Genomic DNA, 20,723 nt, shown 5'->3' on the forward strand with positions numbered 1-20,723 from the left:
ACCCTCGGCCCTTGGGCAACCGCCGCGCATCCTCCGATCGGAGGAGCGCGGCGGGCGGTTGGCGCGGACTACCGCGCGCTGTCGCCGGGGCTGCAGGGCCGCTCGCCCTGGACCAGGAAGCCGAAGGTGTCGCGCTCCGGAAGGCCGGTCACCTCGCCCACCACCTGCGGCGTGGGCGACAGCACCGGGCGGGGCGAGCAGGCCTGGCCGGCGAGGTAGCCGATGGTGTCGCGCTCCGGCTGGCCGGTCACGGTGCCGACGGGAACGGGGGTGGCCGGCGCGGTGGCGGAAGGCGCCTGCGCCCAGCCCGGCGCCGCGAGAAGGAGCACGAGGGCTGCGCTCCGCAAGGCGGGGCCGGCCTTGAGGATGTGGTTCATAAGATCTCTCCCGGAACGGCCGGCATCGTCTCGCCTGGCCTGTGGCCAGCCTGCCGCGGCAGGCTGACCGCCCGCATCCTCCGACCGGAGGAGAGGGGCGGCCCGCCCTCAGCCCGGCGCCGGCCCGAACCGGTCGAACCTTCGCTGCTTTGCGGCGTTCCAGGGACCAGCGCCACAGACCCCTTGGCCGCCCGACCGCCAGCGAGGACCCCGATGACCGCCACCCTCTCCCTGCCGCGCGCCGCCTCGGCCGTAATTCTTCTCGGCCTGCTGGCCGCATGCTCAAACGATGCCGCGCCGGGCCGTGCCTCTGCGCCACCTCCGCCCGGCCTGACCAATTCGGGCATGAACACGCCGCAACCGGCGGAGCAGCGGGCGGGAACGCTGCCCTCGGGCAACAGCACCAACCCCGGGACCTCGGCCAACACCCGCTAAGCCTCCGGACCGCCTCGGCACGGCTGGTGGTCGGCTCCGCGCCCCGTTAAACCCCCTGCCCTGGGCGAGGGGGGCGAGGATGGAACTGACCGAGACGCAGCGACAGGAGCTGGCCGAGGCCGAGGCCCAGCGCCACGAGACCCGCCGCCCCGTCTCCCCGGGGCTGGAGGCGATGCTCTTCCGCCCGGTTCCGCTGCTGGACCACGGCTTCGTCCGGGTGGTGGACTACATGGGCGATGATACCGCCGTGGTGCAGGCCGCCCGCGTCTCCTACGGGCGCGGCACGAAGGCGGCGAACGAGGATCGCGGGCTGATCCGCTACCTCATGCGCCATCGCCACTCCACGCCCTTCGAGATGTGCGAGATCAAGTACCATGTGAAGCTGCCGATCTTCGTGGCGCGTCAGTGGATCCGCCACCGCATGGCGAACGTGAACGAGTACTCCGCCCGCTACTCTATCCTGGACCGCGAATTCTACCTGCCCGCCCCGGACCAGCTCGCCGCCCAGTCCGCCGTGAACCGCCAGGGACGCGGTAGCGTCCTCCAGGGCGACGAGGCCGCGCGCGTGCTGGACCTGCTGCGGGAGGATGCTACCCGCAACTACGACCACTACCTGGAGATGCTGAACGAGGACCCGGACGGCCGCGTGATCGATGAGGGCCGCCGCGGCCTTGCGCGTGAGCTGGCGCGCATGAACCTCACGCTGAATGCCTATACCCAGTGGTACTGGAAGACCGACCTCCACAACCTCCTCAACTTCCTGTCCCTGCGCGCCGACGCCCATGCGCAGTACGAGATTCGCGTCTATGCGGACGCGATGCTGGACACGGTGCGCGCCTGGGTGCCGCTGACCTATGAGGCCTTCCGCGACTACCGCCAGGGCGCCGTCACCTTCTCCGCCCAGATGCTCGCCGCGGTGCGGGGCATGCTGGACGGGCAGAACCCGCTGCAGGAGGGCAGCGGCCTGTCCAAGCGCGAGTGGCGCGAGCTGATGTCGATGCTTGGCCGCGAGGCCTGATCCCGCCCCGGCACGCGCCATGGGCAAGCCCCCCGCCCGCGCCGGCGGCGTGCCGGCCAAAGCCCCCGTGGGCAAGGCCCCTGGCGGCCCAAAGCCCGCGCGCCCCCGCTCCCCCGCGAAGGCGAAATCGGCCGCGAAGCCCCGGGCCGCCGCCTTCCCCGTGGCACGCGGCGGCTGGCTGTCGCGGCTCTTTGGTGGGGCCTCCTGGCTCGGCGTCGCCGTGATCGTGCTTTCCGTCCTCGTCCTCCTGCCCATCGCCGCCGCCGTGCTGGGCGATATCTGGGCCGTCATCATCGGCGCCCTGATCGGCGGCTTCGCGCTTGGCCGCGCCACCGCGGGATGACACCGGCGCAGGCGGCCGCTCACAAGGCACGCCACCCGTGCCGCCCTCGCGCGTTGTGCATCGGCAGCGCTCAGAGGAGGCGGCGATGGCGGACAAGGTTGTTCTGGTAACGGGGGCCGGCTCCGGCATCGGCGAGGCGACCGCCCGTCGCTTCTCGCTGGACGGCTACGCGGTGGTGCTGGCCGGCCGCACGAGGGCGAAGCTGGAACGGGTGGCGGCAGACCTGCCGGCGGACCGCGCCCTGGTAGTGGAGGCCGACGTGTCGGACGAGGAGGCCTGCATCTTCCTCATCAACCGCACGCTGGAGCGCTTCGGCCGGCTCGACGTGCTGGTGAACAATGCCGGCGTCCATGCCAGCGGCCCGGTGGCGGAGGCGAAGACCGCGGACTGGCGCAAGGTGATGGGCACGGACCTGGACGGCGTCTTCTTCCTCACCCGCGCCGCCGTGCCGCAGCTCGTCTCGACGCAGGGCAGCATCGTCAACGTCTCCTCCGTCTCCGGCCTCGGCGGGGACTGGGACATGAGCATCTACAACGCCGCCAAGGGCGCCGTGACGAACTTCACCCGCGCCCTGGCCATGGAGCTCGGCCCCAAGGGCGTGCGCGTGAACGCCGTGAACCCCGCCCTGACCCTCACCGACATGACGAAGGACATGAAGAACGACGAGACCCTGATGGCGAAGATCCGGGAGCGCACGCCGCTGCGCCGCCCCGCCGACCCGGACGACATCGCCGACGTCATCGCCTTCCTGGCGAGTCACGACGCCCGCTACGTCACCGGCGTGAACCTGCCGGTGGATGGCGGCCTCTCTGCCTCCAACGGCCAGCCGCCCCAGGCCTAGCGGCCCGGCTTGCGGGCGGCACTCCGCCGCCCGACAAGCGCGCATGCCTGTCACCGTCTTCGGCTCCGCCAACGCCGACCTCGTCTTCCCCGTGGAGAGTCTTCCAGCCCCAGGCCACACGGTGCTGGGCGGCGCTTGGCGGGCGCTTCCCGGTGGCAAGGGTGCGAACCAGGCGGTGGCGGCGGCACGGGACGGGGCGGCGGTGCGTTTCGTGGGGGCCGTGGGCCGGGACCCCATGGCCGCCATCGCCCTCTCCGCCCTGCGCGAGGCCGGGGCCGACCTCTCGGCCGTGGCGAAGACGGAGGAGCCCACGGGCGCGGCCTGCATCTGCGTGGATGCCGCAGGCCGCAACCAGATCGCCGTCTCCCTCGGCGCCAATGCCCTGGCCCGCGCTGCCGGTGTGCCGCCCCTGGCACCGGGCGAGGTCCTGCTGATGCAGATGGAAGTCCCGCCGGACGAGAACGCCGCCCTGATCCGCCGTGCCCGGGCCGAAGGGGCGCTGTCCGTCCTCAACCTCGCCCCGGCCGCGCCGATGGAGCCGGACGCGCTCCGCGCCCTGCACCTCCTGGTGGCGAACGAGCACGAGGCGGCTTGGCTGGCGGCGCATCTCGGCTGCGCCAGTTCCGCCGCCGGGCTGCACGCGGCGCTCGGCATCACCGTGGCCGTCACCCTCGGGGAAGCCGGCGCGGAGGCGGCGGGGAAGGGAGGGCGCTGGCATATCCCGGCCTTCCCGGTTCATGCCGTGGATACGTCCGGCGCCGGGGATGCCTGGTGCGGCGTCCTCGCCGCCGCCCTCGGGCGCGGTGTGCCCCTGGAGCCCGCCATGCGCCGGGCCGCGGCCGCGGCCGCCCTTGCCTGCACCCGTCCCGGGGCGGCCGGGGGGATGCCGCTGGCGGCCGAGACGGAGGCATTGCTCGGGGCCGGCTGAGTCAGCCTCGCAAAAGGGTCAGCCGGATCGCCAGGGCCCGCAGGTCGCCCGCCTCCGCCTTGTCCTGCGCGCTCACCAACTGGCTGCGGATGGTGGAGATCCGCACGCCGCGCGCCTCGGCGATCTCCGCGGGGGATTGCCCGGCTGCCAGGGCCAGCGCGACCTCCGCCTCCGTGCGGGTGAAGCCGAAGAGGCGTTGCGCGCGCTGGAGGGTCGTCTCGTCGGCCGTCAGCGCCTCCGGCGTGATCAGCACCAGCGTCCAGCCCACCCCCCCGGCGACCTTCCGGAGCAGCGGCGAGACGGTGATGCGGCACGGCCCCGCCACGCCAAGGGAAAACAGGCATTCCAGCCCGGGCCCGCCGCGTGCCGCGTCGGCGATGGCAACGAGAAGGCGGTGCGTGTCCGCCTCCCGCTCCAGACGCAAAACCCGGTCGGGCGGCGCCCCGCGCAGGATCAGGCCTCCGGCGCCATCGAGTCTCTCGGCGGCGCTGTTGGCCAGCCTGACCCGCCCATGGCCGTCCGTGACCACCGCCGCCGTCCTGATGCCTTCCATCATCGCCGCGACGCCGAGATCCCAGTTCAGCGATGCTGCGGGCCCGCCCGGGGCGGCCAGTTGGATCGCGACCTGCCAGGCGCGCTGAAGGTGAGGGAGCAGGCGCTGCAAGCGCGCCGCCTGTCCGGCCGAGAAGGCGTCCTGCTCCTTGGGCCGCAGGACCGACAGCGCCCCGAAGGCCGCGGCCGGATCGGCGCGCAAGGTCATGCGGGAGCCGATCACATGGAAGGTCCCGATGCGGCAGCCGAAATCATTGTAGTACTCGGACCGGGCCAGTTCCGCGTCCGGGATCAGCTCCGCCCCGTGCATCACCGCGTTCCACGTCATCCGGCCGCTCTGGGCCAGCCAGGGATCGAGCCGGTGGTAGTACTGGTGGTAGAGGGTCGCCCCCTCCTGCGGGAGGTTGGTCAGCAACTCCGAGACGGGATGGCCGGTCCGTGGGTCCACCATCCAGAGGGCTGCCGAAACGCCGCCGACCGCCCGGGCCAGGGCAGCCGGCACTCGCGCCCTTGCCGCCAGATCCGTGGCTGACAGGTAGATATCGGCAATCAGGGCTTCCCACGCTGCATCATCGCTCATGCAGCGCGCAGGATAGACATGTCTTGACAGCGCAACAATCTCGGGCGCGTCTCCTCAGTCCACCACGATCCGCGGCCCGCTCCCCGCCTTCGCACCGCCCGCCTTGGCCCAGACCCGCTCCGCGATGGCGCGGTAGAGCGAGGCCTCGTGGCTCTCCGGCGCCGCGAGCACCACCGGCCGTCCGGCATCCGCGTGCTCCCGGATGGAGAGAGTCAGCGGAAGCTCGCCGAGGAACTCCACCCCCAGCCGCTCCGCCTCCGCCCGCGCCCCGCCATGGCCGAAGACATCGCTGCGGTGATTGCAGTTCGGGCAGCAGAAATAGCTCATGTTCTCCACGAGCCCGAGCACCGGCACGCTCACCTTCTCGAACATGCGGATTCCCCGCCGGGCGTCCAACAGCGCCACGTCCTGCGGGGTGGAGACGATCACGGCCCCCCGCAGCGCCACGCGCTGGGAAAGGGTGAGCTGCGCGTCCCCCGTGCCCGGCGGCATGTCGATAATCATGCAGTCCAGCGCGCCCCATTCCACCTGGGACATCATCTGCTCCAGCGCGCCCATCACCATGGGGCCGCGCCAGATCATCGGCTGCTCCTGGTCCACCAGGAAGCCGATGGACATGGCCTTCAGCCCCCAGGCCTCCACGGGCATGATCCGGTTCCCGTCGGTCCGCGGGCGCTCGTTCGCACCCAGCATCATCGGGAGGGACGGGCCGTAGATGTCGGCGTCCAGCAGCCCCACCCGAAGACCCTTCTGGGCCAGGGAGACGGCCAAGTTCACCGCCGTCGTGCTCTTCCCCACTCCGCCCTTGCCGGAGGCGACCGCGATCACCGCCCCGGCCTCCTGCAGCAGCATGCCCCCGCGCGGCCCGGGGCTGACCCCGGGGCCCGGCCCATGGGAATGCGGGCCGGGGGAGGGCGCCTGAGCCGGAGCCGGACCACTGGCCCGGTGCGCCGTCAGCACCGCCGCGGCGGCCCTGACGCCCGGCACCGCGCGCGCCGCGGCCTCCGCCGCCGCCCGCACGGGCTCGTACTCCCGCGCCCGCTCGCGCGGCACGGCGATCTCCACCTGCACCATGCCGTCCCGCACGGCGACCCCGCCCAGGAGCCCCGCCGAGACGATGTCCCGCCCCGACGCCGGGTCACGCACCCCTGCCATCGCGGACCGCACCGCCGCCTCCAGCCCGCTCACCATCGCTTGAAAACCCCCGCATCCCCGCCAACATGGCGACCTGCCCGGCCTGCCCCCGGATCAAGGGGGAGTGGGCCGCGAATGCCATATGGGCGGCCCCCATCCCGTTCAACCCACCATGGGGCTTCCCATGACGGGCCAAGCGGGCGGGGCCGCCTCGTTATCCAGGGGAGAGTGACCACCAGATGCCGTGGAACAACAGCGGCGGACCGAATCCCTGGGGATCCCCTGGCGGCGGCAACAACCGCCCGCAGGGTCCCTGGGGCAGCCCGCCGCCGAATGGCGGGAGCAATGGGGGCCAGGGGGGCCGTGGTCCCGACCTGGACGATGCCATCCGCCAGGCGCAGGACGCGGTGCGCCGCTGGATGCCGCGCCGCTTCCCCGGCGGGGGCGGTGCCTCCGGCGGCAAGGGAATCGCGATCCTCGCGGTGCTGGCGCTCGCCGCCTGGGGCGCCTCCGGCGTCTACCGGGTGCAGCCGGACGAGCAGGGCATCGTCATGCGCTTCGGCGCCTATAACCGCTGGACCGGGCCGGGCCTGAACTACCGCATCCCCTGGCCGGTGGAGAGCGTCACCACGCCCCGCGTCACGCGCATCAATCGTGTCGATGTCGGCTTCCGCAGCGCCGTGGATCCTGGCGCCATGGCCCAGCGCCCCACCCCCAGCCGCGACGTGCTGGAGGAAAGCATGATGCTCACCGGGGACGAGAACATCATCGACATCGACTTCGCCGTGTTCTGGCGCATCCGCAACGCCGGCGAATACCTTTTCAACACGCGCAATCCCGACGTGACCGTGAAGTCCGCCGCCGAGAGCATGATGCGCGAGGTGATCGGCCGCACGCCGATCCAGCCCGCGCTGACCGAGGCGCGCGCGCAGATCGAGCAGCAGGTCCGCCAGGGCACCCAGGCCATCCTCGACCAGTACGGCGCCGGCGTGGAGATCACCCAGGTGCAGCTGCAGAAGGTGGACCCGCCCCCGGCCGTGATCGAGGCCTTCCGCGACGTGCAGCGCGCCGCCGCCGACCGCGAGCGCGCCCGCAACGAGGCTGAGGCCTATCGCAACGACATCATCCCCCGCGCCCGAGGCGAGGCGGAGCGGATGGTGCAGGAGGCGCAGGGCCAGAAGGACAGCCAGATCGCCCGCGCGAAGGGCGAGGCGCAGCGCTTTATCTCCGTCCTCTCCTCCTATCAGGCGTCGCGGGACGTCACGATGCGCCGCATCTACCTGGAGACGATGGAGGAGATCCTCCGCAAGAACCCGAAGATTATCGTGGACGACCGTTTGCAGGGCCTCGTGCCCTTGCTGAACCTCGATGGCGGCCGCGCGCCGTCGCCGGCCCGCGGCGCCGTGCCGCAGCAGCCGCCCCGGGCCCCGAACGCCGCGCCCGCCGCGCCGCAAGGGTCCAACCTCCAGGGGGCCGCCCGATGAACCGCCTGACCATCGCCCTCGTGGCGGCCGTGCTGGTGGTGCTGACCGCCGCCTCCAGCCTTTTCACGGTGCAGCAGACGCAGCAGGTGCTGATCACGCAGTTCGGCGAGCCGCGCCGCGTGATCCAGGAGCCGGGCCTCCACGTGAAGGTGCCCTTCATCCAGAGCGTGATCGCGCTGGACCGCCGCCTGCTGGATTATGAGGCGCAGGGCGAGGAACTGATCCTGAACGACCAGCGCCGGCTGATCGTGGACAGCTTCACCCGCTTCCGCATCACCGACCCGCTGCTGTTCTTCCAGACGGTGGGCGTGCAGGAGAACGGCATCCGTGGCCGCCTCGCCTCCATCGTCTCCTCCTCACTCCGCCGCGTGCTTGGCAGCGAGACCCTGCTCAACGTCCTCTCGGCGGGGCGCCTGCGGATCATGAACGAGATCCGGAACCAGGTGAACCGCGAGGCCAAGAGCTTCGGGATTGAGGTGGCCGATGTCCGCATCCGCCGCGCCGACCTGCCGGAGGAGAACACCCAGGCCATCCTGTCCCGCATGCAGTCCGAGCGCGAGCGCGTGGCCCGCGAGGCGCGTGCGGAAGGCGAGGAGCAGCGCGCCCGCATCCGCGCCCTGGCGGACCGCGACCGCACCGTGCTGCTGGCCGAGGCGACGGCCCAGGCCGACGTGCTGCGCGGCCAGGGCGAGCAGGAGAGCATCCGCACCTTCGCGGACGCCTTCCAGCGCGACCCTGAGTTCTTCAACTTCTGGCGGAGCATGCAGGCCTATCGCGAGGCCTTCGCCGAGGGCGGGGAGACGCGCCTCCTCCTCTCCCCGGACAATGAGTTCTTCCGCTTCTTCCGGGAGCTGCCGGGCGTCCCGCGGTAATCCACCGCTGGGGCTTGGCCCGGACACACGGCCAGGACGGCCCGCCCCCACCTCCGGGGGCGGGCCGTTCTGCTGTTTGCACCAGGAGGTGATCGATCCCGTCGCCCTTTGTAACCGACGGGCCCTTTCGCCCGGGCCGGATTGGTCCAATCTGCGACCGAGACGCTCCCCGGCCCCTCATGGCCGCCGGGCGCCGCGTCCCGATGCCATGAAGCCCGAAGGGACACCCCCAGTGCGCCTCCGCACCCCGATCGCCGCCACCCTAGCCCTCATCGGGGCGATGGCGGCGGTGCCCATGACGCCCGTTCTCGCCCAGACCCCGATGCAGAACGCGCCGACCTCCTTCCGGCCGCTGGCCCAGCAGCTTCTGCCGGCGGTGGTCAGCGTGCAGGTTTCCACCAGCCCCGCCGCCCGCAATGCCCAGCGCCCCGACGCGCCGGACGCCCCGCAGGCGCCCCCGGGCAGCCCCTTCGAGGAGTTTTTCCGCGACTTCCTCGAGCGCAACCGTCCGCCGGGTGGTGGCCAGGGTGGCCAGGGCGGGCCCCGCCAGCAGCCGCAGCAGCGCCGCGGCACCTCGCTCGGCTCCGGCTTCATCATTGACGCCGAGAAGAAGTTCGTGGTGACCAACAACCACGTCGTCGAGGGCGGCACCGAGATCAACGTGGTGCTGAGCGACAATACGACGATCCAGGCCGAGCTGGTCGGCACCGACCCGCGCACCGACATCGCCCTGCTCCGCCTGAAGACCGACCGCCAGCTCACGGCCGTGCAGTTCGGCAACTCGGACGAGGCGCAGGTGGGCGACTGGGTGCTGGCCATCGGCAACCCCTTCGGCCTCGCCTCGTCCGTCTCCGCCGGCATCGTCTCCGCCCGTTCGCGCGACATCCGCCAGGGCCTCTACGACGACTTCATCCAGACGGATGCCGCCATCAACCGCGGCAACTCCGGCGGCCCGCTGTTTGACATGCAGGGCAAGGTGGTCGGCATCAACACCGCCATCTACTCGCCTTCCGGCGGCTCCATCGGCATCGGCTTCGCCATTCCCTCCAACCTCGCGCGCGGCATCGTCGCCCAGCTCGAGGATGGCGGTCGCGTGCGCCGCGGCTGGCTCGGCGTGAACATCCAGCAGGTGACGGACGAGATCGCCGATAGCCTCGGCCTCAAGCCCGTCCGCGGCGCCCTCGTCGCCCGCGCGCAGGAGGACGGGCCGGCCGCCAAGGGCGGCATCCGCAACGGCGACGTGATCCTGCGCTTCAACAACCAGGACGTCCGCGAGATGCGGAACCTGCCGCGCATCGTGGCCGAGACCCGCGTCGGCACAGCCGCCCCCGTCGTGGTGTGGCGCGACGGCAAGGAGGAGACGGTCACCGTGACCGTTGCCGAGCTACCGGCCGACCAAGCGGAGGCTCAGAACAGCGGCCGCTCCGCCCAGCCCCGCAGCGAGGTGGTGGATTTGGCAGGTCTCGGCCTGAAGGTCGGCCCGATCACCGGCGAGGCCCGGGAGCGCTTCAGCCTGCGCGCCGAGCAGCGCGGCGTCCTCATCACCGAGGTGGACCCGAACGGCCCCGCCGGCGAGCGCGACCTGCGCCCGGGCGACGTGATCGTGGAGGTGCAGCAGGAGCGCGTGAACACGCCGCAGGACGTGCAGAACCGCGTGGAGGCCCTGCGCCGCCAGAACCGCTCCACCGCGCTTCTCCTGGTGGAAGGCCAGCAGGGGCAGCGCTTCGTCCCGCTGCGTCTCCGCGAGGAGGGGAGCGGGCGCCGGAACTGAACCGGCCTACCGGTAACCCAGGGGGCGCTGCCCCCTGGACCCCCGGGCAAGCGTGAAGTGTTTGTCACGAGCCAGGAGGCCGAGCCTTCTGGACCTGCATCGGGCTGCCGCGAAACGGACTTCAGATCGCGGCGCCCGACGATCGGGATCGGGCATGTGCTTGCAGTCGCCTCGGGTCACGGACCCGAGGCTACCGTCAGCGCCGTCAGATCAAGGTCTGTAAGAGGATGATGGCGAGGAGTCCGGGGGGAGGAAGAATTCTCTCGTCCTCCCCCGGGAACAGAGCCTCAGCGCAGGCTCAGCCCCGCTCATAGAGCAGCCGCGCCCGCACCGTCCCGGGAAGGGCGCGCAGTTCCTGCAGCACGGCATGCGCGTCGGCCAAGCCTTCCGCGTCCACCACCACGTAGCCGATTTCGGCATCGGTCTGCAGGTACTGGCCGGCGATGTTGGCGCCGTGGCGCGTGAACACCTCGTTGATGGCGGCCAGCGTGCCGGGGTGGTTGCCGTGCACGTGCAGGAAGCGGGCGCCCCGGGCGCGGGCCGGCAGGATCGCCTCGGGGAAGTTCACCGCCCCGAGCGTCGCGCCGGTATCGGAGTAATCGGCCAGCTTGCGCCCGGTCTCCTCGCCGATGCGGGACTGCGCCTCGACCGTGCTGCCACCGATATGCGGCGTCAGGATCACGTTCTTCAGCCCCTGGAGCGGGGAGACGAAGGGGTCGTCGTTCTTCGCCGGCTCCTCGGGGAAGACGTCCACCGCCAGGCCGTGGATCTGGCCGGATTCCACGCCCGCCTTCGCCGCATCCAGGTCCACGATCCGGCCGCGGGCGTTGTTGATGAGCACGGAGCCGGGCTTCATCAGCGCGATCTCCTCCGCCCCGATCATGCCCTGCGTCTCATGCGTGTCCGGCACGTGCAGCGTCACCACGTCGGCGCCCGCCAGCAGCGCCCTAAGCGAGGGCATGGACTGCGCGTTGCCGTGCGGCAGCTTCGGGATCGGGTCGTAATAGGTCACGCGCATCCCGAAGGCCTCGGCCAGCACGGAGACCTGCGCGCCGATGTTGCCGTAGCCGACGATGCCGAGCGTCTTGCCCCGCACCTCCCGGCTGTCGGCCGCGGACTTGTCCCACACGCCCTGGTGGGCGGCGTTGGAGCGCACGGGGATGCCGCGCAGCAGCATCACGATCTCGCCCATCACCAGTTCCGCGACGGAACGGGTGTTGGAGAAGGGGGCGTTGAAGACGGGGATGCCGCGGCGGCGCGCAGCGGCCAGGTTCACCTGGTCCGTGCCGATGCAGAAGCACCCGACCGCGATCAGCCGGTCCGCCGCCTCCAGCACCGCTTCCGTCACCTGGGTGCGGCTGCGGATGCCCAGCAGATGGACGCCCTTGATGGCCTCCTTGAGCGATGCCTCGTCCAGCGCCTTCTTCTCGCGCCGGATGTTGGCATAGCCGGCCGCGTGCAAGGTCGCCACGGCGCTGTCGGAGATTCCCTCCAGCAGCAGAATGCGGATCTTGTCCTTGGCCAGGGACAGGGGGGCGTGGCCGGGCAGGGCGTCGGGCATGATGCCGCAGGATTGCCGCATTCCCGCACCTCGGCGCAACCGCGCTGGAAGCGGGGCAGGGCCGCCGCCCGCCGATGCCGGATTCCCGGGTCGGGAGATCAGCCCAGCTGGGCCCGGATGGCCGTGGCCATCTCCTCCGGGGTCGCCCCCGGGCGGAACAGGGTCCGGAGCGACCCGTCCCGACCCATCAGGTAGGTGAAGGCCGAATGGTCCATGAGGTAGTCCGAGGCGCCGGGCGGCGTGACCTTGGCGTAATAGACCCGCCAGGCCCTCGCTGCCGCCGAAACCTGGGCCGGCGTCCCCGTCAGCCCGAGGATCGAGGGGTGAAACAGGGCGACGTAGTCCTTGATCTTCGCCGGCGTGTCCCGCTCCGGGTCGATGGTCACGAAGACCGGGCGCACCTGATCCGCCTGCGGGCCCAGCAGGTCCATGGCCTGCGCCACGGCCTGCAGCTCCGTCGGGCAGACATCCGGGCAGAAGGTGTAGCCGAAGAAGACCAGGGCCAGCTTTCCGCGGAGGTTGGCCTCCGTCACCGTCTTCCCGTCCCCGTCCACCAGGGTAAAGGGGCCGCCCACGGAAACCCCGCCGGGCAGCGCCACCCCGCCCGCGCTCGGGGCCGGCGAGTCGCCGAGAAGCCGGGCGAAGGCGGTCCCCAGGGTTTCCCCGGGCTTCCTGACGAGGAACGTAGCCCCCCAGACGGCACCCAGGCCGAGAATGAGAAGGAGAACGGCGATGCGGACAGCGCGGGTCATGGCCCGGCATATAGCGCAGCAACTGCAACGGGGGACGGGGTAGATGCGTTTATCGCCCTGTTGTTCCGCATTCCCCAATTCCCAGACGAACGGAATCCTCAGGCCAGAAAGGAATTTTGCACGATGCCCGACCGGGACCCTGCCCTCGAGACTCTGGCGGAGATCGCCAACGACAACCTGGCCGAGCGGATCCGCCACGAAGCGGCCGCACGAATCCTGGTTGCCGCGCGCCGCATCCACGCCCTTCTCGACCGCCGCGGTGGGGATCACCTGGTGGACAGCCTCGCCGCGGGTTGGGACCCTCACGCCGTGACCGCGCTGGAATACACGGAGACGATGCCCGTGCGCGTGCTGGACGGGCTTCTGGCCGCTGCCCCCCGCTGGGCCCGCGCCATGCGCGATCTCGTGGAGCCCTCCGCCTTCGAGAACCCGACCCCGGGCGCCGCGGCCGCCTGACGGCGCGCGGCCGCCCCCGCGGCGTCCGCTAATCCGGCCTTAACCCGGTTCGACGAAAACTCCGCCGCGTCAGAAAGACGCGAGCGGAGCGCAGCATGCCCGTCGTGGCCACGGGCACAATGCCCGCCACTATCCTTGAGACCGAGGACGCGGGCGATTGGTTCGCGACCTTTACCCTGTCGGGTGTTTCCGGCGTCAGGGACGTCGCGCTGACGGGAAGCGGCGCCTCCTTCTTCTCTGCATCGCTCGATTCGGGCGGCCGCGTCGTGGTGGCCCCCCTGGGGGCCATCGACCGCGAGGCTTTCGCCAGCGGCGCGGACCCTGTGCTGCGTCTCGGCCTTTCCATCCTTTCCGGCGGAACCTGGCTCAGCGCGACGGAAAGCTGGTCCGTCACCCTGCTCGGCGTCGACGATACCGCGCCGTCCGGACTGCGCTTCAGCAGTGGCGGCGTGGTGCTGGAGAACGACCTGGGCGCCGAGATCGGCAACCTGCTGGCGGACGATCCCGATAGTCCGGCGGGGAGCCTGGAATACCGGGTTCTCTGGCCGGACTCGGCATGGTTCGAGATCGTTGGCACCACGCTGAAGCTGAAGGACGGCGTGGACCTCCTGCGGGAGGGCGGCACCTCGCGCGAAGTGATGATCGCCGTCTCCGACGGGCGGAACGAGGCCGCTTTCAGCATCGGCGTCGCCGTGCTGAACGTCACCGACCAGGATGGGACTGCTCCCGTCTCGCCACCCGTCTCGGCGCCCGTGTCGCCGCCCGTGTCGCCGCCCGTGTCGCCGCCCGTATCGCCACCTGTGTCGCCGCCCGTATCGCCGCCGGTTTCTCCTCCGGTCTCGCCGCCCGTCTCTCCGCCGGCATCACCGCCCGCTTCGCCGCCGCCTCCCGCGGCGGACATCGTGATCACCCATACCGGCAGCAACGCCGCCGTGGCCGAGGGCGGTGCGAACGACACCTTCACCGTCAGCCTCGCCACCATGCCCACGGCGGCGGTCACCGTCACCTTCACCGTCGACAGCTCGCTGAATCTTCAGCGCAGCGCGAACGGCATCTTCGCCAAGACCGTCAGCTTCAGCATCGCGCCCGCTGACTGGGCGAGGCCTCGGACCGTCATCGTCTCGGCGGTGGACGACTCGGCTTATGAGGGCACACAGACCGGGCGCATCGCGATCGGCGTCGCCAGCGCGGATTCCAGCTACTCGGCCCTGAGCGGTCTCGGCGTGAACGTGACGATCACCGACAACGACCTGCCGCCATCCCCACCCCCGCCACCACCGCCGCCACTATCCGCCCCGCTACCCGGCATCGTCATCGTCCAGACGGGCAGCAATACCGCGGTCGCCGAGCGCGGTGCGGGGGACAGCTTCACGGTCGCCCTCGCCACGCGGCCGGTCGCGCCGGTGACCGTGACCCTCCTGGCCGGGCCTGATCTCCTGCTCGCGACGAGTGGGGGTGGGGTGGGGGCCTCCGTCACCATCACCTTCACAACGGAGAACTGGGCCGCGGTCCGCGCGGTGATGGTGAGCGCCGTGGATGACGGCGTCGTGGAAGGGGCGGAGATCGCCGGGATCGCCTTCTCCCTCTCCAGCGCCGATCCCTCCTACAACCGCATCTCCGTTCCGGCCCTGCCCGTGGCCGTGATCGACGCGCCAGTGACTGCCCCAGTCTCCCCGCCCCCCTCTCCCCCAGCTTCCCCGCCCGGCACCACAGTCCTGGCCCCGGGCGGCAGCACCGGCACGGTGGCGATCTCGGGCTCGGGCCTGGCGGTCCTGTCGCACGCCGCTGGCGACACCGCGTCCATCGCCAGTCAGGAAGACGGCATCCTCGTCACCTGGCGCGACGGAACGACGACGCTGCTGACCGGCGTCACCAGCATGGCCTTCGCCGATGGCCATGTGGTCTTCGACGGTGCCTCGGCCGGCGCCCGAGCCCTCCGCGCCTACCAGGCGATCCAGGGCACGGATCCGACGGCCGCGTCGCTCGGCTACACGGCCGAGCTGCTGGCGAAGGGCATCCCCATGCTCGCCGTCACCTCCTCGCTCCTGGGAACGGCGGACTGGGCGCAGCGCAGCGCCGGCCTCGACACCCAGGGGATGATCCGGCTGATCTACCAGGACGTGATCGGCTATTCCCCACCGCCGGCCGCGCTGGACTACCTCGTGGGGGCTGCCGCCCGCGGGGCCAGCCTCGCCGAGATCGCGGCCATGCTCATCGACACGCCGGAGGCCGCCTCCTTCTCCGAAGCGCAGAATCCCGCGGGCATCTGGGTGGCGCAGATGACCGAGCGCGAGATCGTGCGCGCCTACGATGCCGTTCTGGACCAGTTGCCGGACCCTGCCGTGCTGGCACGGTGGTCCTTCCTGCTGGACAACGGCTACGTCTTGCCCTGGCAACTCTACGTCTACCTGGCCTCGACGGATCTTTTCATCGCGCGCCACGGGGGCGAGTCCAACGCGGAGTTTGCGGTGGCTGCCTATGAGCAGGCACTGGAAAGGGCGCCGACCCTGCAGGAGCAGTTGGCGGCGCAGAAGGCGCTCGACACCGGCTTGCTCACCCGCATCAACCTGATGACGAACCTCGGCACGATGCAGTCGGAGATCGGCCTTGCGCCGGGCAATGGCCATGCCGAGCAGACCGCTTATCAGGAACGCCAGGCGGCCGGAGAGGTGCTGTGGCGCGGGCATTCGCTGGCGGACATCGCCAATTCCACGACCGGCCACGCCGTGAGCACGCGCAGCGCAGAGGAACTCTCGAAGATCGAGGTCGCGCCCGATGGTCTCGCCCTGCATTGGCAGGATGGAACGGAGGTGCGGCTCGGCGCCGTGCAGGAACTCTCCCTCGCCAATGGCAAGCTGGAGCTCGACGGCGCCCTGCCGGAAGCCGTCATGACCCGGCTTTACAAGGCGACGATCGGCTGGGACCTGACGGGCGCCGGGGCCGCGGCCTTCGCGAACCTCCTTCACTCCGGCGCCACGCTGGCCCAGGTCGCGGACATGTTCCTCAGCACGGATCCGGCGCGGGCGCGCATGGCCGGGCTGGACGCGGGGGGACAGATCGGTCTCGTCTATAAGGGTCTGATCGGTCAGGCTCCCGCCGCCGAGACGCTCGCCTACCTCAAGGGCTTCCTGCAGATCGGGTTCAATCTCCCGACGATCACCGCCTGGCTTGCCGAGCTGCCCGAAGCCGAAGGCGCCTTCGAGCGGAGTCACCCGACGGGGATCTGGGTGCCGGACACCGCCGCCGCAGCCGTGGTGCGGGCCTACGACGCCACGCTCAACATCACGCCGGACCCTGCCAGCCTCCTGATCTGGAAGGCGCTGATGCCGTCCCCGGCAAACCTCGTCACCCTCTACCAACAGCTGATGGATACCGACATGTACCATGCGCTCCATGACGGCCTGAGCGACGCGGCCTGGGTCGCCGCCACCTACCGGGCCGCGCTCGAGGAGGACTTCCTCCCGGGCCAGCTGGCCCATTCCACAGGCCTCGTCGAGAGCGGCGCGGTTTCCCATCTCGGCATGGCGGTCGCGATCGGCGAGTTGCAGCCGCTGGTCGAGCCGCCCCGGTTCCTGACCGCGAGCAGCGTGGACCTGCTCTGATCCGCCGTCACGGCACGGCCGAGACCTCCCGCTTCAGGCAGCGCAGCGTAAAGGCGCTGCGCGTGTGCCGCACGCCGGGTAGGCGATAGATCTTCTCCCGCAGCAGGGTCTCGTACCCCGCCGTGCCGCCCACCGCCGCTTTGATGATGTAGTCGTACTCGCCGGTGACGAGGTGGCACTCCAGGATCTCGGGAATGCCGTGCACTGCCTCCTCGAAGCGGCGGAGCGCGCTCTCGTCGTGCTTCTCCATCATCACCTCCAGGAACACCGTATCCGGCATCCCCAGCGCCGCCTGGTCCAGCAGGGCGGCGTAACCCTTGATGACGCCCGCGGCCTCCAGCCGCTTCACCCGCGTCCAGCAGGGGGAGGCGGAAAGCCCCACCTCCTCCGCCAGCTCCGCGTTGGAAAGGCGCCCCTGCCGGGCCAGGGCCCGGAGGATGCGGCGGTCGGTCGCGTCCATGTTTCCTCCATATCGCGGAATTTTCTTCCGTCCCTTCGGCGGCGCACAACGAAAAACGGGAGAGAACCGCCGGGATTTCCGGTCCATCCTCCCCCATATTCCCCAGGAGAACGAGCCCCCGCAGAGGGCTCGGCCGGAGTGACGTGTATGGGAAGCGTGCAACGGGCCACGATGCGCCTGGACGATCGCTGGGAGTCCAGCGAGGAGCCGGTGCTGATGACCGGCATCCAGGCGCTTGTTCGCCTGCCCCTGGAGCAGCGCGCACTGGACCGCGCCGCCGGGCGCAATACGGCGGGCTTCGTCACCGGCTACCGCGGCAGCCCGTTGGGCGGCTACGACAAGGAACTGCAGAAGCAGGCGAAGCGCCTGGCCGAGGCCGGGGTCGTCTTCCAGCCTGGCCTGAACGAGGACCTCGCCGCCACGGCCGCCTGGGGCACGCAGCAGGCCAACCTTTTCAACGACGGCACGAAGGACGGCGTCTTCGGCATCTGGTACGGCAAGGGGCCGGGCGTGGACCGCAGCGGGGACGCGCTGCGCCACGCCAACATGGCCGGCACCTCTCCCTTGGGCGGCGTGCTGGCCCTGGCCGGAGACGATCCTTCCGCCAAGTCCTCCACCGTCGCCAATGCTTCCGACCACGCCTTCATGGACCTGGAGATCCCCTTCCTCGACCCGGCGGGGGTACATGAAGTCCTGGAGTTCGGGCTGAAGGGCATCGCCCTCTCGCGCTTCGCCGGCACCTGGGCCGCGATGAAATGCGTGGCGGACACGATGGACGCCAGCGCCAGCTTCCGCATTCGCCCCTGGGCCCCGATCATCCCGGAAGGCGACTTCGAGGGCGAGGACGGCCGCCACATCCGCCTGCGCGACCTCGTGCTGGCGCAGGAGCGCCGGCTGCGCCGCACGCGCCTGCCCGCCGCGATCGCCTTCGCCCGCGCCAACGGGCTGGACCAGGTGGTACTGGATTCCCCACGCGCCCGCTTCGGCATCGCGGCCCGCGGCAAGGCCTATGCCACGCTGCGCCAGGCCATGCTGGACCTCGGCATCGACGACACCGCCGCGCGCCTGCTGGGCATGCGCATCTGGAAGGTCGGCCTTGCCTGGCCGCTGGACGACGCGGCCGCGCGTGCCTTCGCGGAAGGCCTGGACGAGATCCTGGTCGTCGAGGACCGCCGCTCCTTCCTCGAGGCCCAGCTTCGGGATGCCCTCTATCGCGCACCGAACGCGCCCCGGATCACCGGCAAGCGCGACGAGGCGGGCGCACCGCTGCTGTCCGACCTCGCGGAACTCGACGCCGCCGCCATCGCCAGGGCCCTGGACGCCCGCCTGCCGCGCGAGCCGCGCCCGGAGTCCATGGCCGCCCGCCTCGCCGCGCTGACCGCGCTGGCCGAGGCCGCGCGCGCGCCCGTCGCGCTGCGCCAGCCCTGGTTCTGCCCGGGCTGCCCGCACAACTCCTCCACGAAGGTGCCGGAAGGCTCCCGCGCCATGGCGGGCATCGGCTGCCACTACATGGTCACCTGGATGGACCGGGACACCGAGGTCTTCACCCATATGGGCGGGGAAGGGATGCCCTGGCTCGGCCAGAAGGACTTCGTGAAGACCGGCCATGTCTTCGCAAATCTCGGTGACGGCACCTACTCGCATTCCGGCAGCCTCGCCATCCGCGCCGCCATCGCGGCGAAGGCGAACATCACCTACAAGATCCTCGTCAACGGCGCCGTCGCCATGACCGGCGGCCAGACGCCGGAAGCCGAGATGACGGTGCCCCGCATCGCCGCCCAGATGGCCGCGGAGGGCGCTGCCCACATCGCCGTCGTCTCGGACGATCCGGAGCGCCATCGGGACGACCCGACGATGCCGAAGGGCATCGCCTATCACCACCGCGACAGCCTGGATGCCGTGCAGAAGGATCTGCGCGAGCGCCAGGGCGTGACGATCCTGATCTACGACCAGGAATGCGCGACCGAGCGCCGCCGCCACCGCAAGCGCGGCACCGCCGCCGCGGCCACGAAGCGCGTGGTCATCAACCCGCGCGTTTGCGAGGATTGCGGCGATTGCGGCGTGCAGTCCAACTGCCTTGCCGTGCAGCCCGTGCAGACGGAGTTCGGGCAGAAGCGACAGATCGACCAGTCCGCCTGCAACCAGGACTTCTCCTGCCTGAAGGGCTTCTGCCCCTCCTTCGTCACGCTGGAGGGTGCGGAACCCGCCGCGCACCCGCAATCCGCCATGGCGCCCGAGAACCTTCCCGACCCCGCGCAGCCCGCCCTGCGCGGCGAGGCCTGGAACGTCGTCCTCGCCGGGATCGGCGGCCAGGGCGTCACCGCGCTTGCCGCCATTCTCGCCACCGCCGCGCATATCGATGGCCGCCCGGTCCGCAGCATGGATCAGCTCGGCCTCGCCCAGAAAGGCGGCGGTGTGCAGGCGCAGATCCGCATCGGTGCGGAAGGCGCGGCCCCCGAGACCCTTGCCGGCCCGCGCATCGGCGCCGGACAGGCCGACCTGCTGATCGCCGCCGACGCCATCGGCGCGCACGGCGCCAATGTCCGCCCGCTTCTCTCCAGGGACCGAACGGCCGCCGTGGTGAATGCCGATGTCGCGGCCACCGCCGGCTATCTGCTCGGCACCCCGCGCGCCGACGCACCGGCCATCCTGGACAACCTGCGCGCCACCTCGCGCGAGCTGCTCGCGCTGCCCGCCGCGCACCGCGTGGAGGAGACGCTGGGCGACGCCATCTTCCTCAACGTCTTCCTGCTCGGCACCGCCTTCCAGCGCGGCCTCCTGCCCCTCTCGCTCGGTGCGATCAATCGCGCGCTGGAACTGAACGGCACGGCGGTGGACCGGAACCGGACCGCATTCGCCCTCGGCCGCGCCGCCGCCCTGGAAGCGCCCGCCACCGTGAAGACGCCGGAGACGCTGGACGAGCTCATCGCCCGCCGCGTCGGCGACCTCACAGCCTATCAGAGCGCCGCCTACGCGCGGGACTATGCCGGCTATGTGGCCCGCATCCGCACGGTGGATGAGGGCCTCGGCCGCGCGGTCGCCATCCAGCTTCACCGGCTCATGGCCTACAAGGATGAGTACGAGGTGGCCCGCCTGCACGCCGATGCCGCCTGGCAGGCCTCGCTGGATGCGGGCTTCACCGGCACGAAACGGAAGGTGCTGCACCTCGCGCCGCCCTTCCTCTCCCGCACCAATCCCGAGACGGGGCGCCCGGTGAAGCGCGACTTCGGCCCCTGGATGATCGGCGCCATGGGCCTGCTGCGCCACGGCAAGGTCCTGCGCGGCACGGTGCTGGATCCCTTCGGCCACACGGAGGAGCGCCGCACCGAGCGCGCCCTCATCGCCGAGTTCCGCGAAGGGCTGGAGGCGCTGCTGCCGCGCATGGATGCCGGCAACCGCGACACCATCCGCGAATGGGTGGAGGCCTGGGGTGGCATCAAGGGCTTCGGCCCGGTGAAGGCCGCGAAGATCGGCAAGGCCCGCGCGCGCCTTGCCGCCCTTGCCGCGCGGCTGGACACCTCCGCCGCCATCCCTGCCATGGCGGCGGAGTGAGGCCG

Annotated in this window: 17 protein-coding genes; 11 read left to right on the plus strand and 6 right to left on the minus strand. The window is 71.2% G+C overall.

Going from position 1 to position 20,723, the window contains the following annotated elements; translation table 11 throughout:
• Nucleotides 1–68 precede the first annotated feature (68 nt).
• A complete protein-coding gene (locus tag J5Y10_RS12285; protein WP_209373920.1) occupies nt 69–377 on the minus strand; it encodes a hypothetical protein in 309 nt (102 codons plus the stop codon).
• A 213-nt stretch (nt 378–590) separates the two neighbouring features.
• On the opposite strand from J5Y10_RS12285, the gene J5Y10_RS12290 reads away from it, so the two are divergent.
• From J5Y10_RS12290 to J5Y10_RS12310, 5 genes are all read left to right on the plus strand, one after another.
• A complete protein-coding gene (locus J5Y10_RS12290) occupies nt 591–812 on the plus strand; it encodes a hypothetical protein (RefSeq protein ID WP_209373921.1) in 222 nt (73 codons plus the stop codon).
• Between the two features lie 79 nt (nt 813–891).
• Nucleotides 892–1,830, plus strand: coding sequence for an FAD-dependent thymidylate synthase (gene thyX / locus J5Y10_RS12295; protein ID WP_209373922.1), 939 nt, complete (start codon nt 892–894; stop codon nt 1,828–1,830).
• Nucleotides 1,831–1,849: 19 nt separating this feature from the next.
• Nucleotides 1,850–2,173 carry a hypothetical protein gene (locus J5Y10_RS12300; RefSeq protein ID WP_209373923.1) on the plus strand — a complete coding sequence of 108 codons (324 nt, stop codon included), beginning with the start codon at nt 1,850–1,852 and terminating at the stop codon, nt 2,171–2,173.
• An 85-nt stretch (nt 2,174–2,258) separates the two neighbouring features.
• Nucleotides 2,259–3,014 (plus strand): meso-2,3-butanediol dehydrogenase, encoded by a 756-nt coding sequence (gene budC, locus J5Y10_RS12305; protein WP_209373924.1) that lies wholly within the window; start codon nt 2,259–2,261, stop codon nt 3,012–3,014.
• Between the two features lie 43 nt (nt 3,015–3,057).
• Nucleotides 3,058–3,942 (plus strand): PfkB family carbohydrate kinase, encoded by an 885-nt coding sequence (locus tag J5Y10_RS12310; RefSeq protein ID WP_209373926.1) that lies wholly within the window; start codon nt 3,058–3,060, stop codon nt 3,940–3,942.
• Nucleotide 3,943: 1 nt separating this feature from the next.
• Here the strand turns inward: J5Y10_RS12310 and J5Y10_RS12315 are convergent, their stop codons facing one another.
• Together J5Y10_RS12315 and J5Y10_RS12320 are read right to left on the minus strand one after the other, a co-directional pair.
• Nucleotides 3,944–5,074: a hypothetical protein gene (locus J5Y10_RS12315; RefSeq protein WP_209373928.1), complete on the minus strand. Its 1,131-nt coding sequence runs from the start codon at nt 5,072–5,074 to the stop codon at nt 3,944–3,946.
• Between the two features lie 54 nt (nt 5,075–5,128).
• Nucleotides 5,129–6,265: an Mrp/NBP35 family ATP-binding protein gene (locus J5Y10_RS12320; protein WP_209373930.1), complete on the minus strand. Its 1,137-nt coding sequence runs from the start codon at nt 6,263–6,265 to the stop codon at nt 5,129–5,131.
• A gap of 182 nt (nt 6,266–6,447) precedes the next feature.
• Between J5Y10_RS12320 and hflK the strand changes: the two genes are divergently transcribed.
• From hflK to J5Y10_RS12335, 3 genes are all read left to right on the plus strand, one after another.
• Nucleotides 6,448–7,692 carry an FtsH protease activity modulator HflK gene (hflK, locus tag J5Y10_RS12325; protein ID WP_209373932.1) on the plus strand — a complete coding sequence of 415 codons (1,245 nt, stop codon included), beginning with the start codon at nt 6,448–6,450 and terminating at the stop codon, nt 7,690–7,692.
• Nucleotides 7,689–8,564 (plus strand): protease modulator HflC, encoded by an 876-nt coding sequence (gene hflC / locus J5Y10_RS12330; RefSeq protein ID WP_209373934.1) that lies wholly within the window; start codon nt 7,689–7,691, stop codon nt 8,562–8,564. The genes hflK and hflC overlap by 4 nt, the downstream gene beginning before the upstream one ends.
• Before the next feature lie 232 nt (nt 8,565–8,796).
• Complete coding sequence (locus J5Y10_RS12335) at nt 8,797–10,335, plus strand: Do family serine endopeptidase (protein WP_342452904.1); 1,539 nt, start codon at nt 8,797–8,799, stop codon at nt 10,333–10,335.
• 298 nt (nt 10,336–10,633) lie between these two features.
• Here J5Y10_RS12335 and serA read toward each other — a convergent pair whose 3' ends face one another.
• Together serA and J5Y10_RS12345 are read right to left on the minus strand one after the other, a co-directional pair.
• Nucleotides 10,634–11,917, minus strand: coding sequence for a phosphoglycerate dehydrogenase (gene serA, locus J5Y10_RS12340; RefSeq protein WP_245214615.1), 1,284 nt, complete (start codon nt 11,915–11,917; stop codon nt 10,634–10,636).
• Nucleotides 11,918–11,994: 77 nt separating this feature from the next.
• Entirely contained in the window at nt 11,995–12,648 is a 654-nt protein-coding gene (locus J5Y10_RS12345; protein ID WP_209373937.1) for an SCO family protein, read from the minus strand.
• Nucleotides 12,649–12,771: 123 nt separating this feature from the next.
• Here J5Y10_RS12345 and J5Y10_RS12350 point away from each other — a divergent pair, with 123 nt between their 5' ends.
• Entirely contained in the window at nt 12,772–13,104 is a 333-nt protein-coding gene (locus tag J5Y10_RS12350) for a hypothetical protein (protein WP_209373939.1), read from the plus strand.
• 95 nt (nt 13,105–13,199) lie between these two features.
• Complete coding sequence (locus J5Y10_RS12355) at nt 13,200–16,706, plus strand: cadherin repeat domain-containing protein (RefSeq protein ID WP_209373941.1); 3,507 nt, start codon at nt 13,200–13,202, stop codon at nt 16,704–16,706.
• 7 nt (nt 16,707–16,713) lie between these two features.
• Here J5Y10_RS12355 and J5Y10_RS12360 read toward each other — a convergent pair whose 3' ends face one another.
• Nucleotides 16,714–17,166, minus strand: a complete 453-nt coding sequence (locus J5Y10_RS12360) for an Lrp/AsnC family transcriptional regulator (RefSeq protein WP_209373943.1) — start codon at nt 17,164–17,166, stop codon at nt 16,714–16,716.
• A gap of 147 nt (nt 17,167–17,313) precedes the next feature.
• Here J5Y10_RS12360 and J5Y10_RS12365 point away from each other — a divergent pair, with 147 nt between their 5' ends.
• Nucleotides 17,314–20,718 carry an indolepyruvate ferredoxin oxidoreductase family protein gene (locus J5Y10_RS12365; protein ID WP_209373945.1) on the plus strand — a complete coding sequence of 1,135 codons (3,405 nt, stop codon included), beginning with the start codon at nt 17,314–17,316 and terminating at the stop codon, nt 20,716–20,718.
• Nucleotides 20,719–20,723 lie beyond the last annotated feature (5 nt).

Origin of the sequence: Roseomonas indoligenes (assembly GCF_017813365.1) — a bacterium.
Taxonomy (GTDB): domain Bacteria; phylum Pseudomonadota; class Alphaproteobacteria; order Acetobacterales; family Acetobacteraceae; genus Roseomonas; species Roseomonas indoligenes.

Bases quoted from the DNA above. Each gene is read 5' to 3' on its own strand.
- J5Y10_RS12350 (WP_209373939.1), top strand. From the start codon at position 12,772: ATGCCCGACCGGGACCCTGCCCTCGAGACTCTGGCGGAGATCGCCAAC.
- serA (WP_245214615.1), bottom strand. From the start codon at position 11,917: ATGCGGCAATCCTGCGGCATCATGCCCGACGCCCTGCCCGGCCACGCC.
- J5Y10_RS12365 (WP_209373945.1), top strand. From the start codon at position 17,314: ATGGGAAGCGTGCAACGGGCCACGATGCGCCTGGACGATCGCTGGGAG.
- J5Y10_RS12290 (WP_209373921.1), top strand. From the start codon at position 591: ATGACCGCCACCCTCTCCCTGCCGCGCGCCGCCTCGGCCGTAATTCTT.
- budC (WP_209373924.1), top strand. From the start codon at position 2,259: ATGGCGGACAAGGTTGTTCTGGTAACGGGGGCCGGCTCCGGCATCGGC.
- J5Y10_RS12320 (WP_209373930.1), bottom strand. From the start codon at position 6,265: ATGGTGAGCGGGCTGGAGGCGGCGGTGCGGTCCGCGATGGCAGGGGTG.
- J5Y10_RS12360 (WP_209373943.1), bottom strand. From the start codon at position 17,166: ATGGACGCGACCGACCGCCGCATCCTCCGGGCCCTGGCCCGGCAGGGG.
- J5Y10_RS12315 (WP_209373928.1), bottom strand. From the start codon at position 5,074: ATGAGCGATGATGCAGCGTGGGAAGCCCTGATTGCCGATATCTACCTG.
- J5Y10_RS12355 (WP_209373941.1), top strand. From the start codon at position 13,200: ATGCCCGTCGTGGCCACGGGCACAATGCCCGCCACTATCCTTGAGACC.
- J5Y10_RS12310 (WP_209373926.1), top strand. From the start codon at position 3,058: ATGCCTGTCACCGTCTTCGGCTCCGCCAACGCCGACCTCGTCTTCCCC.
- thyX (WP_209373922.1), top strand. From the start codon at position 892: ATGGAACTGACCGAGACGCAGCGACAGGAGCTGGCCGAGGCCGAGGCC.
- J5Y10_RS12300 (WP_209373923.1), top strand. From the start codon at position 1,850: ATGGGCAAGCCCCCCGCCCGCGCCGGCGGCGTGCCGGCCAAAGCCCCC.
- J5Y10_RS12285 (WP_209373920.1), bottom strand. From the start codon at position 377: ATGAACCACATCCTCAAGGCCGGCCCCGCCTTGCGGAGCGCAGCCCTC.
- J5Y10_RS12345 (WP_209373937.1), bottom strand. From the start codon at position 12,648: ATGACCCGCGCTGTCCGCATCGCCGTTCTCCTTCTCATTCTCGGCCTG.
- hflC (WP_209373934.1), top strand. From the start codon at position 7,689: ATGAACCGCCTGACCATCGCCCTCGTGGCGGCCGTGCTGGTGGTGCTG.
- hflK (WP_209373932.1), top strand. From the start codon at position 6,448: ATGCCGTGGAACAACAGCGGCGGACCGAATCCCTGGGGATCCCCTGGC.